Origin of the sequence: Streptomyces sp. NPDC046821 (assembly GCF_040645335.1) — a bacterium.
In the GTDB taxonomy this organism is placed as follows: Bacteria; Actinomycetota; Actinomycetes; order Streptomycetales; family Streptomycetaceae; genus Streptomyces.
Genome location: NZ_JBEYYB010000001.1, coordinates 330,528 through 347,100, shown reverse-complemented (window position 1 = coordinate 347,100; position 16,573 = coordinate 330,528). Strand labels below are relative to the sequence as shown.

The 16,573-nt window shown below is 71.5% G+C and carries 11 protein-coding genes and 1 pseudogene; 9 read left to right on the top strand and 3 right to left on the bottom strand.

What is annotated here, in order from left to right; all coding sequences use genetic code 11:
- Positions 1-34 precede the first annotated feature (34 nt).
- From ABZ893_RS01710 to ABZ893_RS01680, 7 genes are all read left to right on the top strand, one after another.
- Complete coding sequence (locus ABZ893_RS01710; protein WP_361395047.1) at positions 35-1,696, top strand: ABC transporter substrate-binding protein; 1,662 nt, start codon at positions 35-37, stop codon at positions 1,694-1,696.
- A 5-nt stretch (positions 1,697-1,701) separates the two neighbouring features.
- Entirely contained in the window at positions 1,702-2,754 is a 1,053-nt protein-coding gene (locus ABZ893_RS01705) for an ABC transporter permease (protein ID WP_361395044.1), read from the top strand.
- Positions 2,751-3,698: an ABC transporter permease gene (locus ABZ893_RS01700; RefSeq protein WP_361395041.1), complete on the top strand. Its 948-nt coding sequence runs from the start codon at positions 2,751-2,753 to the stop codon at positions 3,696-3,698. The genes ABZ893_RS01705 and ABZ893_RS01700 overlap by 4 nt, the downstream gene beginning before the upstream one ends.
- Positions 3,695-4,720, top strand: coding sequence for an ABC transporter ATP-binding protein (locus ABZ893_RS01695; RefSeq protein WP_361395038.1), 1,026 nt, complete (start codon positions 3,695-3,697; stop codon positions 4,718-4,720). Before ABZ893_RS01700 ends, ABZ893_RS01695 begins: the two co-directional genes overlap by 4 nt.
- On the top strand, positions 4,704-5,738 hold the full coding sequence (locus ABZ893_RS01690; protein WP_361395035.1) for an ABC transporter ATP-binding protein: 1,035 nt from the start codon (positions 4,704-4,706) through the stop codon (positions 5,736-5,738). The genes ABZ893_RS01695 and ABZ893_RS01690 overlap by 17 nt, the downstream gene beginning before the upstream one ends.
- Positions 5,738-6,997 carry an alpha-L-fucosidase gene (locus ABZ893_RS01685; RefSeq protein ID WP_361396060.1) on the top strand — a complete coding sequence of 420 codons (1,260 nt, stop codon included), beginning with the start codon at positions 5,738-5,740 and terminating at the stop codon, positions 6,995-6,997. The genes ABZ893_RS01690 and ABZ893_RS01685 overlap by 1 nt, the downstream gene beginning before the upstream one ends.
- An 89-nt stretch (positions 6,998-7,086) precedes the next feature.
- Positions 7,087-9,465: a beta-N-acetylglucosaminidase domain-containing protein gene (locus ABZ893_RS01680; protein WP_361395031.1), complete on the top strand. Its 2,379-nt coding sequence runs from the start codon at positions 7,087-7,089 to the stop codon at positions 9,463-9,465.
- 34 nt (positions 9,466-9,499) lie between these two features.
- Here ABZ893_RS01680 and ABZ893_RS01675 read toward each other — a convergent pair whose 3' ends face one another.
- The gene (locus tag ABZ893_RS01675; RefSeq protein ID WP_361395028.1) at positions 9,500-12,466 is read right to left on the bottom strand and encodes an ATP-binding protein; all 2,967 of its coding nucleotides are present in this window, start codon (positions 12,464-12,466) and stop codon (positions 9,500-9,502) included.
- A 183-nt stretch (positions 12,467-12,649) separates the two neighbouring features.
- On the opposite strand from ABZ893_RS01675, the gene ABZ893_RS01670 reads away from it, so the two are divergent.
- Both ABZ893_RS01670 and ABZ893_RS01665 read left to right on the top strand, forming a co-directional pair.
- Positions 12,650-14,404 carry a histidine kinase gene (locus ABZ893_RS01670; protein ID WP_361395025.1) on the top strand — a complete coding sequence of 585 codons (1,755 nt, stop codon included), beginning with the start codon at positions 12,650-12,652 and terminating at the stop codon, positions 14,402-14,404.
- Complete coding sequence (locus ABZ893_RS01665; protein ID WP_361396057.1) at positions 14,401-15,039, top strand: response regulator transcription factor; 639 nt, start codon at positions 14,401-14,403, stop codon at positions 15,037-15,039. Before ABZ893_RS01670 ends, ABZ893_RS01665 begins: the two co-directional genes overlap by 4 nt.
- Positions 15,040-15,280: 241 nt before the next feature.
- On the opposite strand, the pseudogene ABZ893_RS01660 reads toward ABZ893_RS01665, so the two are convergent.
- Positions 15,281-15,406: pseudogene (locus ABZ893_RS01660) on the bottom strand (cobalt-precorrin-5B (C(1))-methyltransferase); the annotation flags it as partial.
- 35 nt (positions 15,407-15,441) lie between these two features.
- On the bottom strand, positions 15,442-16,542 hold the full coding sequence (locus ABZ893_RS01655) for a cobalt-precorrin-5B (C(1))-methyltransferase (RefSeq protein WP_361395023.1): 1,101 nt from the start codon (positions 16,540-16,542) through the stop codon (positions 15,442-15,444).
- Positions 16,543-16,573 lie beyond the last annotated feature (31 nt).

Genomic DNA, 16,573 nt, shown 5'->3' with positions numbered 1-16,573 from the left:
GATGTCGCCCCCTCGCCCCGGAGGTCTCAGGTCCATGAACGGCTCCCTCACCCGGCACTTCAGAATCGGCGCCCTCGGATCGGTGGCCCTCGCGCTGGCCGCGACCGGCTGCTCGGCCACGCCAACGCCCGCGGCGGGCCCCGGCGGCGCGAGCTCGCTGACGGTGAACCTCGGCTACGCGGGGACGACGATCACGCGGAACTTCAACCCGCTCTCGTTGAAGGCGACCCAGGGCACGTTCGGGTTCCAGTACGAGTCGCTCTTCGGGTTCAACACGCTGAAGGCCGGCGAGTTCATGCCCTGGCTCGTCACCAAGTACGACTGGGCGGACGGCGGCAAGAAGATCACCCTGCACCTGGACAAGCGGGCGAACTGGAGCGACGGGTCCCCGCTGACGGCGTCCGACGTGGCCTTCACCATCGACTACATCAAGAAGCAGAAGCTCCAGCCGTCCTTCGGCACCTTCGAGTACAAGAAGGTGACCGCCGTCGATCCGCACACCGTCGAGATCACCTTCGCCGAGCCCGCCTACGCCAAGCTGAGCAGCATCGGCGGCGTCACACCGGTCCCGGAGAAGATCTGGAAGAACAAGGACGGCGTGAAGTTCACCAACCCGGACCCGGTCGGCAGCGGCGCCTACAAGCTCAAGCAGTTCGGCGCCCAGCAGCTCACCTTCGAGGCCAGGGGCGACTACTGGAAGCAGAAGAACGTCCCCGTCAAGATCGTCAAGGCGCCGGTGGTCGCCAGTTCCTCCGAGGTCGGCAAGCTGCTGCGCGGCGACATCGAGTGGAGCGGGGGAGCGGTCACCGACGTCAAGAAGCAGTACGTCGACAAGGACCCGAAGAACCACCACGCCTGGTACCCCACCTACGGCGGCCTGTACATGTTCTTCAACCAAACGAAGGCGCCGTTCAATGACGTCCACGTACGCAAGGGGCTCTCCCTGGCGGTGGACCGTTCGGAGCTCGCCCAGCTCGGCAACCCCGGGATGTTCAACGACATGAACCTCACCGGGCTCGACACCAAGACCCAGGGCAAATGGATCGCCCCCGAGTACGCCGGAAGCAATCAGCCCAACGCCGAAGTGGCCGCAGCCCTCAAGGAGTTCGCGAAGGCGGGCTACACCAAGAAGGGCGACAAGCTGGTCGGCAAGGACGGCAAGCAGTTCTCCTTCGAGATCACCGAGGTCGCCGAGTTCGGCGACTCGGTCCAGCGGGACAAGGTCCTCGCCGAACAGTTCAAGAAGGTCGGCATCAACGTCGACGTCAGGCCGGTGACCGGCGCCCAGGTCGACGAGAAGCGCCGGGAGGCCAAGTTCGACGTGGTGGTGGGCGGAGCCGTGTACTACAACACGCCGTTCGGCTTCTTCAAGGACATGCTCTTCAGCGGGAACGCCGGAATCTGGACCAACTACGGCCACTACAAGAGCAAGAGCACGGACGCGCTCCTCACCCAGCTGGAGAGCTCCGGCGACGAGGCCACCATCAAGCGGATCTCCGGCAAGCTGGAGAAGGTCATGATCGATGACGTGCCGGCCGCCCCGCTCATCACCATCGGCGCCTCCGCCGAGTACAACAGCAGCCGCTGGACCGGCTGGCCCGACGAGACGAACCCCTACGCCAACCCCGCCCCGTGGTCCGGCACCACCAACGCGATGGGCATCCTGCTCAACCTCCGCCCCGCAAAGGCGAATTGAGCGGCATGACCACCCTGACCACCCCCAAGACAGCCGGTGCGCCCACGAAGCGGCGCACCGGCGGGGCCTCCCGCTACTTCCTGCGCCGTCTGGGCTTCTACGCCGTCGCCGCGTGGGGCGCCATCACCCTGAACTTCCTCGTACCGCGCCTGATGCCCGGCGACCCGGCCTCCGCCCTGATCATGCAGATGCAGCAGAAGCAGGCGCTGTCCGGCGATCAAGTGGCCAGCATCTACCGCCTGTTCGGCAAGCCCGGCGAGCCGCTCTGGGACCAGTACCTGACCTACCTGGGCCAGGTCGCCCACTTCGACTTCGGTCTCTCGGTCGCCTACTATCCGACGCCCGTGTGGGAGGTCATCCGCACCGGGCTGCCCTGGACGATGGGTCTGGTCGGCCTGACGGCCGTGATCGCGTTCCTGCTCGGCACGGCGGCCGGTGTCGTCTCCGGGAGCCGCGTGGGCTCCCGCTTCGACTCGATCCTGACGCCCGCGTCCATGTTCCTCGGATCGCTCCCGTACTTCTGGGTCGCCCTCCTCCTGCTCATGGCCTTCGGCGTCCAGCTCGGCTGGCTCCCCATCGGCGGCGGCTACGACGGTGACCTCGTCCCGTCCTTCAGCGGCCCCTTCCTCGCCAGCGTCGTCAGCCACGGCATCCTGCCCGCGCTGACCATGGTCGTCTCCTCGCTCGGCGGGTGGCTCGTCGGGATGCGGAACATGATGGTGACCACCGTCTCCGAGGACTACGTGCTGCTCGCCCGAGCCAAGGGCCTGTCCAAGGCCCGCGTCATGTTCCAGTACGCCGCCCGCAACGCCGTCCTGCCCAGCGTCGCCGGCTTCGCCCTCACCATCGGCACCGTCGTCAGCGGCCAGCTCCTCGTCGAGATCGTCTTCGCCTACCCGGGCGTCGGCTACCTCCTCTACCAGGCCGTCAGCAGCGTCGACTACCCGCTGATGCAGGCCCTGTTCCTCAACGTGTCCCTGTCCGTCCTCGCGGCGAACTTCATCGCCGACTCCGTGTACGGCCTCATCGACCCGCGCGCGAGGGAGACCCGCTCATGAAGCTCCCGGGCAACCCCAAGGTGCGCACCGGCATCTGCGTCTTCGCGTTCTTCGCCCTCGTGGCGCTCGCCGGCCCGTACGTCGTGCAGAACCTCATGGGCCTGTCACCCAGCGACGTACACACCGCCGACGCGATGCAGGGTCCGTCCGGCGCACACCCCCTCGGTACCACCGCGACCGGCGAGGACGTCCTCGCCCAACTCGTCGTCGGCAGCCGCGTCTCGCTCCTCGTGGGACTCGTCGCCGGGCTCGTCACGACCGTCCTGTCGGTGATCGTGGGCGTCGCCGGCGGCTACCTCGGCGGGCGCGCCGACTCCGTCCTGACCGTCCTCACCAACATCTGCCTCGTCATCCCCGGGATGCCGCTGCTCATCATCATCGCCAGCTATGTGCAGGGCAGGGGCGGCTGGCTCACCGTCGCCCTCATCATCGGGCTCACCGCCTGGCCGTGGGGCGCCCGCCAGAAACGCGCCCAGACCCTCTCCCTGCGCCACCGCGACTTCGTCACCGCCGCCGAGATGACCGGCGAGAGCCGCTGGGGCGTCATCACCCGCGAACTCATCCCGAGCCTCGCGCCGATCATCTCCGTGAGCTTCCTCGGCGCCGTCGTCGGCTCGATGTTCGCCGACGCCGGCCTGTCCTTCATCGGCCTCGGCAACATCAACATCACCAGCTGGGGCTCGATGCTGTACTGGGCGCAGAACGGCTCAGCGCTCACCCGGGGCGCCTGGTGGTGGTTCGTGCCGCCCGGCGCGTGCATCGCCCTCATCGGCGTCGCCGCCGGACTCATCAACTTCGGCATCGACGAGATCGCCAACCCCCGTCTGCGCAAGCCGCCCAAGAAGGTACGCGACCGCGCGGACGCCGCGAAGCTGCGCCGCACGGGAGCCCACGCCGAGCCCACCACCAAGCCCGCCCTCACGGCCCCGGAGGCGGCCTCATGACGACCCGGGAACAAGAGCCCCTGCTCACCGTGCGCGGACTGCACGTCGACTACTTCGACCGCGCCGACCCCGTGCACGCCGTCAGCGGCGTCGACCTCACCCTGCTGCGCGGCGAGACCCTCGGCATCGTCGGCGAGAGCGGCTGCGGCAAGTCCACCCTCGTCACCGCCGTCACCCGACTGGAGCGCCCGCCGGCCGTCACCACCGCCGGATCCGTCCTCTTCCACGGCAAGGACGGCGCGCCCCCGGTCGACCTGCTCACCCTGTCCGACCGCGGGCTCGGCGCACTGCGCTGGGAGAAGATCGCCGTCGTCTTCCAGAGCGCCATGAACGCCCTCAACCCGGTGCTCCGGCTCGGCGCCCAGTTCACCGACGTCCTGCGCAGACACCGCGGCCTGTCGAAGAAGGACGCGCTCGCGCGGGCCGGCGAACTGCTCGGCATGGTCGGCATCCCCGCCGACCGGCTCCGCTCCTACGCCCACGAGCTGTCCGGCGGAATGCGCCAGCGCGCCACCATCGCCCTGGCCCTCGCCTGCGAACCCGACCTCGTCGTCATGGACGAGCCGACCACCGCGGTCGACGTCGTCATGCAGCGCCAGATCCTGCGCCAAGTATCAAGACTTAAGCGGGAGTTGGGCTTCTCCGTCATCTTCATCACCCACGACCTGTCCCTGCTCATCGAGATCGCCGACCGCATCGCCGTGATGTACGCGGGCAAGGTCGTCGAGACCGGACCCGCACGGCAGCTCTACACCGACCCCAAGCACCCCTACACGGAAGCCCTGCGCGGCGCCTTCCCTCCGCTGCACGGCCCGCGCCGCGAGATCACCGGCATCCCCGGCTCCCCGCCCGGCCTGCGCGTCCTGCCCGAAGGCTGCGCCTTCCACCCGCGCTGCGCCCACCGCTTCGAACCCTGCGACCGGACGACGCCGCCCCTCCTCGCCCTCGGCGCCGGCGAGACCGCCTGCCATCTGCACCAGAACGTACGCGGAGAGGAGGACCACCATGCCCGCACCCACTGAGCCCGCCCCCGGCGCACCGGTTCTCGAGGCCCGCGACGTCGTCAAGCGCTTCCCCCTGCACGGCCCCGGGCAGCACGGCAAGGAGGTGCACGCCGTCGAGCCGACAAGCCTCGCCCTGCACGCGGGCCGGATCACCGCCCTCGTCGGCGAGAGCGGCAGCGGCAAGTCGACGCTCGCCCGGATGCTGGCCCTCGCCTACCCGCCCACCGAGGGCGAGATCCGGCTCGACGGCGCCCCCGTCAAGCAGGCCCGCACCGCCCGCGGCCGACGCGCGTACCACCGCCAGGTCCAGATGGTGTTCCAGGACCCGTTCTCCTCGCTCAGCCCCGTGCACCGCCTGCGCTACATCCTCAGCAGGCCCCTCCAGCTGCACGGCCACGCGTCCGGCCGCGCCGAGCTGGAGCGGCAGATCCTCGAACTCCTCCGGCGCGTCAACCTCACCCCCGCCGACCAGTTCATCGACAAGTTCCCGCACGAACTGTCCGGCGGCCAGCGTCAGCGCGTCGCCATCGCCCGTGCCCTCGCGGCCCGCCCCAAGGTCCTCCTCGGCGACGAACCCGTCTCGATGCTCGACGTCTCGATCCGCCTCGACATCCTCAACCTCCTCGGCACGCTCCGCGACGACGAGGGCCTGGCCATCCTCTACATCACCCACGACATCGCCGGCGCCCGCTACTTCGCCGACGAGATCAAGGTCCTGTACGCGGGCCAGCTCGTGGAGTCGGGACCCGCCGACGCCGTCGTGGAACAGCCCCGGCACCCGTACACCCGCCTCCTCCTGGACTCCGCGCCCGACCCGGACCGCGAGGGCGCGCTCCTGGACGCGCCCGACGTAGTCGACGACGAGGAGACGCTGGGGGAGCCCCCGAGCCTCGTCGACCCGCCGACGGGCTGCCGCTTCCACCCGCGCTGCCCGCTCGCGCAACCCGTATGCGCGACCGCGTTCCCACCGCGCACGGAGTTCGACGACGGACAGTGGGTGCACTGCTGGAGCTACGACGAGGAGAACTACCGGTGATACAGCCCTGGTTCACGGACGGAAAACTCGGCATCTTCCTGCACTGGGGGATCTACAGCGTCGACGGCGTCGCCGAGTCCTGGTCCTTCTTCAACGGGGACGTCCCGTACGACACCTACATGGCGCAGCTCGACGGGTTCGGCGCCGAGAAGTGGGACCCCGACGCGTGGGCCGAACTGTTCGCCGACGCTGGTGCCACCTACGCGGTCCTCACCGCGAAGCACCACGACGGCGTCGCCCTGTGGGACACCCAGGCCAACGACCTGTCCGTGCCCAAGCGGACCCCCGCGGCCCGCGACCTCGTCACCCCCTACGTGGAGGCCCTGCGCCGCCGAGGCCTCAAGGTCGGCCTCTACTACTCGCACCTCGACTGGTCCCACCCCGACTACGCCACCGTCCGGCCCGACGGGCAGGACCCCTCCGACCGCGGCAACCCGTACTCGATGCCCGCCGTGGGCGAGGAGTCACCCGAGCGCTGGGACGCCTTCATCGCCTTCCACCGCACCCAGATCCGCGAACTCCTCGGCCGCTTCCAGCCGGACCTGCTCTGGTTCGACGGGGAGTGGGAGCGCAGCCCCGAGCAGTGGCGCATGGCCGAACTCGCCGATCTCATCAAGGAGTTGAGCCCGCACACCGTGGTCAACGGGCGGCTCTCCGGGCACGGCGACTACGCGACACCCGAGCAGGGCGTACCCGTCGAACCGCCGAAGGGCCCCTGGGAGCTGTGCCTCACCGTCAACGACTCGTGGGGCTGGCAGCCGCAGGACGACCACCACAAGTCACCCCGCCAGCTCGTCCGCGTTTTCGCCGAGACCGTCGGCGGAGGCGGCAACCTCCTGCTCGCCGTGGGCCCGAAGGCGGACGGCACGATCCCGCCCGCACAGACCGACCGCCTCGAAGCGCTCGGCGCGTGGATCGCCGGCCACCGCCCCGCCGTCCACGGCGCCGTACGCGGCCTGCCGCACGGCCACTTCTACGGCCCCTCCACCCTCTCCGCCGACCGCCGCACCCTGTACCTCTTCCTCTTCGACCGGCCCAACGAGTACGTCGTGCTGCGCGGCGTCCGCAACGCCGTCATCTCCGCACGCATCCTCGGCACGGGCGCGGACGTCCGCCACGAGCGGGTCGGCGGACTCGGCGAGGTCCCCGGCTGGGAGTACCTGTACGTCACCGACGACCAGCTCGACCCGCTGTGCACGGTCGTCGCCCTCGAACTCGACGGCGAACTGGACCTGTACCGGGAACACACCCGCGACTGACGCACCGCGACCGGCATACAGGTAGCCGACACATACCTCCCCCCACAGAGCACACCGACTCCGACCCCCGATCACGGAGGCACCACTCCATGACAGCCCGAAGAGCCGTGCACGCCTGTGCCGTGGCCACACTCCTCGTCGCCGCGGCGGCCCCGACCGTGGCGGCGGACGACGCGGGAGAGCGCCCCCTCCCCGTCGTCTCGCCCACCCCGCAGCACATGGAGCGCGCCGGCGACGACGCCCCGCTTCCCTCGCACGCCGAACTCGTCGTAGGCGATGCCACCGACAAACCGGCCCGCGACCTCGTCACCGCCACCCTGCGCGCCCACGGCGTCCGCGACATCGACGTACGCACCAGCGCCTCCGGGAACTCGCCGCTGACCGTGCTCCTCGGCCCGGCCACCCGCCCCGACATCGCCGAGGCCCTGGGCGCCACCGACGTCCCCACCCAGGACGAGGGCTACGCCGTGCGCGTCGGCGAACACACCGTCGCGCTCGGCGGCGCCGACGCGACCGGCCAGTTCTACGCCGCCCAGACCCTCAAGCAGCTCGTGAGGAAGGGGACCATCGCCGGGGCGTCCGTCTCCGACTTCCCCTCCATGCGCCTGCGCGGCTCCATCGAGGGCTTCTACGGGCCGCCCTGGACCGCCGAAGAGCGCCTGGACCAGATGGACTTCCTCGGCGAGGTCAAGTCCAACACCTACGTGTACGCGCCCAAGGACGACCCGTACCACCGCGACAAGTGGCGCGAGCCCTACCCGGCGGACAAGCTCTCCCAGCTCGGCGCGCTCGTCGACCGGGCCCGCGCCAACCACGTCCGCTTCACCTTCGCCGTGTCGCCCGGCGGCTCGGTCTGCTACTCGGACCCGGCCGACGTCAAGGCCCTCACCGCGAAGCTCCAGGCGATGTACGACCTGGGCGTGCGCTCCTTCTCGGTCCCGCTCGACGACATCAGCTACACCAAGTGGAACTGCGCGGGCGACCAGGCCAAGTTCGGCGCCCCGGGCCGTGGCCCCGCAGCGAAGGCGCAGGTCGGCCTGCTCAACACCATCCAGCGGGACTTCATCGCCACCCACGACGGCGCCAACCCGCTCCAGATGGTGCCCACTGAGTACGGCGACCTCACCGACACCGCGTACAAGCAGGAGATCCGCGGCAACCTCGACAAGGACGTCGAGGTCATGTGGACCGGCACGGACGTCGTCCCGCCGGAGATCACCAACGACCAGGCGGAGAAGGCCGCCGCGCTGTTCGGCCGCAAGGTGTTCGTGTGGGACAACTACCCGGTCAACGACTTCGGCCGCACCTCCGGACGCCTGCTCCTCGCCCCCTACGACAAGCGTGAGCCGGGCCTGTCCGGGCACCTCAGCGGCATCGTCTCCAACCCGATGAACCAGGAGGCGGCCAGCAAGCTCGCCGTCTTCACGATGTCCGACTTCTCGTGGAACGACCGCGGCTACGACCGTGACCGCTCCGCCCGCCAGTCCGCGCTGCACCTGGCCGGCGGCGACCCGCGCGTCGCCGACGCCGTCCAGACCTTCGTCGACCTCAACCACATGGCGCCCACGTTCGGCTCCACGCCGTGGCAGCCCCAGTCGCCGATCCTGAGCGACCGGCTCGAACGGTTCTGGAAGGCGTACGGGACCGACCCGAAGACCGCGATCCGCACGTTCACGCCGACCGCCACCACGATCGGGAACACTCCGGCTGTCCTGCGCGCCGGGGTCCCCGACAACATGTTCCTCCACGACGCCGGGCCCTGGCTCGACTCGACCGAGCTGTGGGGCAAGGCCCTCGCGCACGGGCTCGCCGCGCTGAAGGCGATCGACGCCCATGACGCGGCCACGGCCGCCACCGAGCGCGCCGCGATGGAGAAGGCGGCCGACGCCGCCTCGCACATCACCATCGACCCGGCCGAGCACCACCAGCCGGGACCCGTGAAGATCGCCGACCCGTTCCTCGGCGACTTCGTCAGCAAGGTCAAGGACCTGCACGACGAGTCGATGGGCCTCAAGCCGCTGCGCCAGCTCGCCCTGAACAAGACCGCCACCCAGAGCTCGGACTACAGCTGGAACGGCGGCTACCCGTTCAACGCGGCCAAGTCCGTCGACGGCGACCGCTTCGACTTCTCCACCACCAGCGGCAAGGAGGCACAGCCCTGGTGGCAGGTCGACCTCGGTTCGGTCGCCGACCTGGAGCACATCGACATCTACAACCGCACCGACTGCTGCGCCGACCGCACCAAGGACTACTACGTCCTGGTCTCCGACGAGCCCTTCACCGGCACGCTCGCCGACCAGCTCTCCAAGCCCGGCGTCTGGGCCCACCACGAGACCGCCCAGGCCGGCGGCCCGACGGTGATCCCGGCCCAGGCCCACGGCCGCTACGTGCGGGTGTGGCTGGCCAACGACAAGCCGGTCGAGCTGAACATGGCGGAGGTGGAGGTGTACGGCAGGGCGCGGGGCTGACCCGCACCAACCGCCAGCGCGTCCGCACCACCCGCTAGCGCGTCCACACCTCGATCTCACCGAGCAGCTGCGCCGACAGGCGGGACTCGTCCCGGTGCGCGGCGGTGCGCAGGAGCCGCGCGGCATGGACGGCGTGGTCGGCGCCGCCGCGCGCCAGGTTCAAGATCCCACGCAGCACGCGCCGATACGCCAACTCCAGTTCCGTGTCGTCGAGTTCGGTGCCGTCACTGAGCAGCAGATGCAGCAGGTCGTGCGCCAGCGATGTCGCCGGCTGCCCCTCCGCGGTCACGAACGTGGTCACGGAGGGGCCCAGCCACGCGAACACCGGGTCCATCACATGGCGCACGAGGGAGTCGTTCGTCCCGCCGGACACCTCCATCTTGTGCCAGATCTCGTCCCAGTAGGGCCGCGACCAGCCCGGCCCGCCGTGCCCCTGCGGGTAGCGGTAGAGCCAGTTCGCGTCGACCGGGTCCGGGGGCCTCAGCTCGCCCTCGCGCAGCGAGATGTCGAGCGTGCCCCGGCCGTCCGCTCCCCAGGACCGGCGCAGGGACAGCGACAGGGCGAAGTCCGTCCACTGCTCCTCGTTCAGCGCCGACCGCCACAGCAGAGCGTGCCGGTGCCAGGCACTCATCGGGTTCGCCGAACTCGGGAACAGCTCGCGGGCCGACGTGCCGCCCGTCAGGAGCAGGATCACCAGGACGAGGTTGGCGCCGTAGAGACCGTGCCGGGAGGCGACCCGCAGGACCGCGGGCCGGTACGCCGGGTGCTGGTCGCCCGTACGCGTCTCGTGCTGGTCGAGCACGCGGATGAGCAGCCGCCCGAGCCGGGCCCGCTCGGCCTCCGGCATCCGCGCCGTCATCGACTTGGCGAACCGCAGCATCTGACGGCCCGACAGCGGCGCGTACGACAGGAGTGCGTACGCCAGATCGTCGTCGACCCGCGCGTCACCGAGCGCGAGCGACGGACGGTCCCGCAGCAGCCCGGTCAGCACATGCAGCGCGAGCCGCACCGCCAGGTACTCGCCGAACGTGGCGTGCAGGAACTCGTACGACGCGAGGACCCGGCCGTCGCGCACGGACTGGGCGCGCTGTACGAAGAAGAACCGGCCGAGCGCCACCTCCGCCGCCCCGAGCGGGGTGCGGAAGCCGGAAGCCCCGGCGGGGCCGCGGCCGAGGAGCGCCGTCAGGTCCTCGTCGAGTTCGGCCGCGGACACCCACTGGCGGCGGCGGTTGAGCAGCGCGAACGCGACCAGCGAGAGGCGCTGCATCTCCAGCTCCGCCCGCTCGCGCATCTCGTCCTCGGGCACGGTGTCCCGGCTCGTCTTGCCGACCTCACGGCGCGCGAACGAGAACAGCAGCTCCTCGTACAGGTCGGCCTCGTCGAGCGGTTCGCCGCCGTCGCGCTGGAGGCCGTTGCCCGCGACGTCGTACAGCGCCAGCATCGTCAGGAGCAGCGGCTGCGCCGCGAGCGCCGCGTGCCGTGACACGACCTCCCACGACAGGGGGCGCAGGCCCTGCGCCGCGAATCCGGCCGCGTTCGCGTCGTTCCACACCGACAGCCAGCGCTGGATCTGCGCGGCCCGGAACGGTTCGAGGCGCAGCGCGACCATGCCCTGCGGGTAGCGGGCGCGGTCGGCGACGGACGTACGGCTGGTCACGAGGGCGAGCAGCGGGCGGCCCTGTTCCGCCTCGCGCTCCTGGAACCGGGCCACCCGGACCAGGAAGTCGTTGTGGTGCACCCCGGTCGTCTGGAGCAGCTCGTCGAACCCGTCGAGCAGCAGCACGGGGACCGCGCCGCCCGCCGAGCGCACCAGCTCCGGCCAGGTGGCACGCTCGCCGGTCGCGGACCGTACCGCGTTCTCGATCTGCTCCTGGAGGTCGTCCTCGGCGCGCACGTCGCGCAGCGGTACGCGCACCGGCAGGAACCCGGCGGCGGGCAGCCGGGCGGCGAGCACCCGGGTCAGGACGGACTTGCCCGCGCCGGGCTGCCCGAGCACCAGGAGCGGCGTCCGCGTCTGGGCGGACGAGGTCAGCGCACCGGCGAGATAGCGGGTCAGGTCCTCGCGCACCGGGGCGTGTTCCCACCACGACTCGTCGGCGGGCCCGTGCTGCCCGGTGACGGCCCGCACCCGGAAGTCCGGGTCCAGATACATCTCCTCCAGGGAAGGCACGCGGATGCCCTCGGGCGCCGACTCCGCGTCGAGGACCGGACGGGAGAGCACGGCCCGGTGGGAGCGGGCCAGCGCGGCGGCCACGTCGACCGGCGGCGGCGCGGTCGCGGCCGACGCGGCGAGCAGGACCTCGATGCCCGCGAGCGCGCGCTGCACCTCCGCCCGCGTCGCCCGGTGCTCGTTCCGAGCGACCCAGAAGCCGAACTCCGGTGCCTGCTGGGCGAGTTGGGCGTAGAGCGTGTCGTAGTGAGCGGCCGCGGCCGCGGGCAGATCCAGGGTCAGGGCGCGTTGCGTCGCGTCCCACTCGGCCGCGGTGAGCCGGTCCCGCACCGCAAGCCCCGCCACGAACTGCTCGAAGCGCCGGGACAGCGCCGCGTACCAGTCGAGGAGCTGACCGGCCACGGCCTCCGGCGGCAGATGCGGCGCCGGGAGCGGCGCGTCCACGGCGGCGAGCGCCTGCGCGAAACCGGCGTCCCGCTCGCCCGCCCCGACCAGCGTCAGCTGGTCGTCACGCGTGAGCCGCACCTCGTCCAGGGAGAACGGCAGCTCCAGCTCTTCGAGCGCCTCGAACCAGCCGAGCACGACGACGACCGTGTGCGCCGCCCGCAGCAGCTCGCCCCGCTCCGCCCGTCCGCCCGCGGCCCCGAGCCGCCGCCCGACCCCTAGCACCGCGTCCCGCCCGAGCCCCAGGATCCGCCCGCGCGCGTCCGCGATGCGCAGCACCCCGTCACTCACCCCGCCCGTCGCCACCGCCAGCGCGCCCCCGAGGGCCCGGTCGAGCGCCGCCAGACGCGGCGGATCCGCACCCAGCAGCACCAGCGCGTCGGACAACGACAGCAGTCTGCGCGAACCCACCTGAACCCCCCGGCGATCATGTGCGGACGCGGCCACTCTGCCAGGGCACACGGGCGGCGGTCCATGCCGCGGCGGGCGGGAAACGGTTCCCCGGCCACGGTGCGTGAGCCGCCGGACACCTCGGGCGCGCCGCTCGTCCGCATGGCTTAACGTGTGGCCGTGGACAGTCAGGGGAAGCGTGCGGTACGGCTGCGCCTGACCGGAGCCGTCGTGCTGGCCGCCGCCTCGGGCCTGGCCGGCGCGTGGTCCTATGTGCGGATCGGCGGCTCCGCGGGCGATGTCGTACGTGACCTCGCCGTCGGCTGGTCGTACACGGCGGCCGGAGTCGTCGCCTGGCGGCGCAGGCCCGCCAACCGGACCGGCCCCCTGATGATCGCCGAAGGCGTCACCTGGTTCTTCGGGAACCTCCAGGGCACCTCGGTACCTGTTCTCTTCGCGTTCGGCGCCTGGTGGGAGGCGCTGAACATGGCGATCCTCCTGCACCTCGTCCTGTCGTTCCCCGAGGGCCGCCTCACCACCGTCCTCACCCGCCGCCTCGTGCAGTTCGCGTACGGGCTCGTCGCAATCGGCGGGTTCGTACGGACGCTGCTGTTCGACCCGGGGAAGGCCACCGGCGCGACCTACCTCGACTGCACGAGCTGCGGCCCGAACGCCCTGTACATCCCCGGCACCCACGACCTCTTCGCCCCCGTCGACACCGTCTACCACGCGGCCGCCTGGGTCGTCTCCGCCGTCGCCGCCGTGGCGATCGTCCAGCGCTGGCGGCAAGCCTCCCCGGCCCGCCGGCAGGCTTTGCTCCCGGCCTGGCTCGGCATCGGCATCGCGGTCGTGTTCCTGATGTGGGACATGCTCTTCTACGTCGTGCCGTGGTTCGGCCACGTCGGCGGCACCGGCGAACAGGCCGTCTTCCTGTTGTCCGACCTCGCGCAGGTCGCCGTCCCGTTCGCGTTCCTCGCCGGTCTCCTGCGGATGCACCTCCAGCGCGCCCAGGCCAGCGGCCTCGTCATCTCGGTCGGCACCGACCCCGACCCGGCCCGCCTGAGCGAGGCCCTGGCCCGCGTCCTCGGCGACCCGACGCTGCGGCTCGGCCTGTGGCGCGAGGAACGGGGCGCCTACGTCGACGGGTCGGGGCGCGACGTGACGGCGGACGGACCCGGCCGTACGCCCGTCGGAGCGGCGGACGGCCGCCCGCTCGCCCTGCTGCACCACGACCCCGCCCTCATGGACGACCCGGAACTTCTCGCCTCCGTCGCCGCCGCGCTGCGCCTCGCCCTGGAGAACGTGTGGCTGCGCTCGCACGCCCGGGACGTCAGCTCGCGCATCGTCCAGGCGGCCGACTCCGAGCGCAAGCGCCTGGAGCGCGATCTCCACGACGGCGCCCAGGCCCGCCTCGTCTTCGCCCTGATGGCCCTGCGACGCGTCGAGCGTGGCCTCGCCGACCACCCGGACGCCGGCCTGCGCGAGTCCGTGAGCGAGGCCGAGTCCAGCGTCCGGCTCGCCATAGAGGAGCTGCGGGGTCTCGCCAGCGGGCTGCACCCTGCCGTCCTCACCCGGGAGGGCCTCGGCCCCGCGCTGACGGCGCTGGCCAGGGAGGCGGCCCTGCCCGTCGTCGTCGCGGCCGAACCCCGGCGCTACGACGCGATCGTCGAGTCGACGGCCTACTTCACCGTCTGCGAGGCTCTGTCCAACGCGGCCAAGCACGCCGGGGCCCGCGCCGTCAGCGTCTCGGCCACGCTCGAGGACGGCCGGCTCGTCGTCGAGACCGTGGACGACGGCATCGGGGGAGCGGACAGCAAGCGCGGCACCGGCCTGCGCGGCCTCGCCGACCGGGTCGCCGCCGTCGACGGCGTGCTGCACATACACAGTCCCGCCGGTGGCGGGACCCGGATCAGGGCGGAGCTTCCGTGCGAGTGATCGTCGCCGAGGACTCGGCGCTGCTGCGGCAGGGGATCGTACGACTCCTGTCGGACGAGGGCGTCGAGGTGCTCGCCGACTGCGCCGACACGCGGCCGCTCCCGGCCCTCGTCGCCCGGCACCGCCCCGACGCGGTCCTCCTCGACATCCGGATGCCGCCCACGCACACCGACGAGGGCCTGGTCGCCGCCGCCCGCATCCGCGAGTCCCACCCCGGCACGGGCGTGCTGCTGCTGTCCCAGTACGTCGAGACGACCGACACCGTACGGGCGCTCGCCCTGCACCCCGAAGGGTTCGGCTACCTGCTCAAGGAGCGCGTCGCCGACGTCGACGAACTCTGCGGCGCCCTCAAGCGCGTCGCCTACGGCGAGACCGTCCTCGACCCGCTCGTGGTGGCCCGCCTCATGGACACCCCGCGCGCCCCGGGCCCCCTCGACGAACTCACGGGCCGGGAACGCGACGTGCTGGCCCTCATGGCCGAGGGCCACTCGAACGAGGCGATCGCCCAGCGCCTGGTGATCGGCGGCAAGACGGTCGAGACGCACGTACGGAACATCTTCGGCAAGCTGCGCCTGGAACAGGACCTGCTGGGAAATCGGCGCGTACGCGCGGTCCTCACGTACCTGCAAGCCTGAGTCGCTGACAGATTGCGCGACGGAAGAGGTCCCGGCTGACCGCTCCGAAGGCGACGTCGTCCCCCGTGTGCCCCCGTGGCTCCCCCGTACGTCGACTGCGGAGCGGTGCCGGTGCGCCCAAGACTAGGGAGCGCGCGCTGGCCGGCACATCAGGGTCAGCCCTGAGATCCGGAACAATCACTACCGGATCAGCGGCGCAGAGGTCGCTGAGTTGAGGTCAGCGGGGTTCGATGAGTCGAGGTCAGCGGGGTTCGCAGCGCCCCACGACGGCCCCGGCCCGGTCGATGCACAGCACGTCGACCACGACGGGCGCGCCGCGCAGTACGTGCAGGGCCTTGTCTCGGGCGGCGGCTACGAGGTCGCCGAGCCGGCGTGGTGGGCCGGGGCGTGGATGAGTTGAGGTCAGCGGGGTTCGCAGCGCCCGACGATGGCCCCGGCCCGGTCGATGCACAGCACGTCGACCACGACGGGCGCGCTGCGCAGTACGTGCAGCGCCTCGTCGCGGGCGGCGGCGGCCACCAGGTCGCCGAGCGCGGGCCAGAGCTGGAGCGCGGCAAGGCCCGTATTGGCCGACGCCACCGCCGCCGTGATCTCCGCCCCCGCGCCCGCCTGCTCGGCGAGCCCGGCGAGAAACGACTTGTCGACCTGCGAACGCGCCGAGTGCAGGTCGAGATGCCCGGCCGCGAGCTTCGACAGCTTCGCGAACCCGCCGCAGACGGTGAGCCGGTCGACGGGATGACGGCGTACGTACTTGAGGACGGCCCCCGCGAAATCCCCCATGTCGAGCAGCGCGTCCTCGGGAAGCCCGTACTCCGCGACGACGGTCTTCTCCGACGTCGACCCCGTACAACCCGCCACATGCGTACGCCCGGCGGCCCGCGCCACGTCCACTCCGCGCCGGATCGAGTCGATCCACGCCGAGCACGAGTACGGCACCACGATGCCGGTCGTCCCCAGGATCGACAGCCCGCCGAGGATGCCGAGGCGCGGATTCCAGGTGGAGCGCGCGATCTCCTCGCCGTGGTCGACGGACAGCGTGATCTCGACGTCCCCCGTGCCGCCGTACCGCGCCGCGACGGCCGCGATGTGCTCCCGCATCATCTGGCGCGGCACGGGGTTCACCGCAGGCTCGCCGACGTCGAGGGGCAACCCAGGCCGGGTCACGGTCCCGACCCCGGGGCCCGCCTTGAACACGACGCCCGCCCCGGCGGGCAGCAGCCGCACAGTGGCCCGCACGAGCGCGCCGTGCGTCACGTCCGGGTCGTCACCCGCGTCCTTCACGATGCCGGCCATGGCGTACGACCCGGTCAACTCCTCGGCACCCAGCGCGAACGCGGGCGTCTCCCCCTTCGGCAACGTGACCGTCACCGGGTCGGGAAACTCCCCGGTAAGGAGTGCGGTGTACGCGGCCGTGGTCGCGCCGGTCGCGCACGCACCGGTCGTCCAGCCGGGGCGCAGACCGGTGTGCTTGAGTTGGGCACCACGCCCGCCCGCCTCACCCATGACACGCCCGCCCGCCTCACCCACGATGGGA

Bases quoted from the DNA above. Each gene is read 5' to 3' on its own strand.
- ABZ893_RS01695 (WP_361395038.1), top strand. From the start codon at position 3,695: ATGACGACCCGGGAACAAGAGCCCCTGCTCACCGTGCGCGGACTGCAC.
- ABZ893_RS01655 (WP_361395023.1), bottom strand. From the start codon at position 16,542: ATGGGTGAGGCGGGCGGGCGTGGTGCCCAACTCAAGCACACCGGTCTG.
- ABZ893_RS01710 (WP_361395047.1), top strand. From the start codon at position 35: ATGAACGGCTCCCTCACCCGGCACTTCAGAATCGGCGCCCTCGGATCG.
- ABZ893_RS01700 (WP_361395041.1), top strand. From the start codon at position 2,751: ATGAAGCTCCCGGGCAACCCCAAGGTGCGCACCGGCATCTGCGTCTTC.
- ABZ893_RS01705 (WP_361395044.1), top strand. From the start codon at position 1,702: ATGACCACCCTGACCACCCCCAAGACAGCCGGTGCGCCCACGAAGCGG.
- ABZ893_RS01690 (WP_361395035.1), top strand. From the start codon at position 4,704: ATGCCCGCACCCACTGAGCCCGCCCCCGGCGCACCGGTTCTCGAGGCC.
- ABZ893_RS01680 (WP_361395031.1), top strand. From the start codon at position 7,087: ATGACAGCCCGAAGAGCCGTGCACGCCTGTGCCGTGGCCACACTCCTC.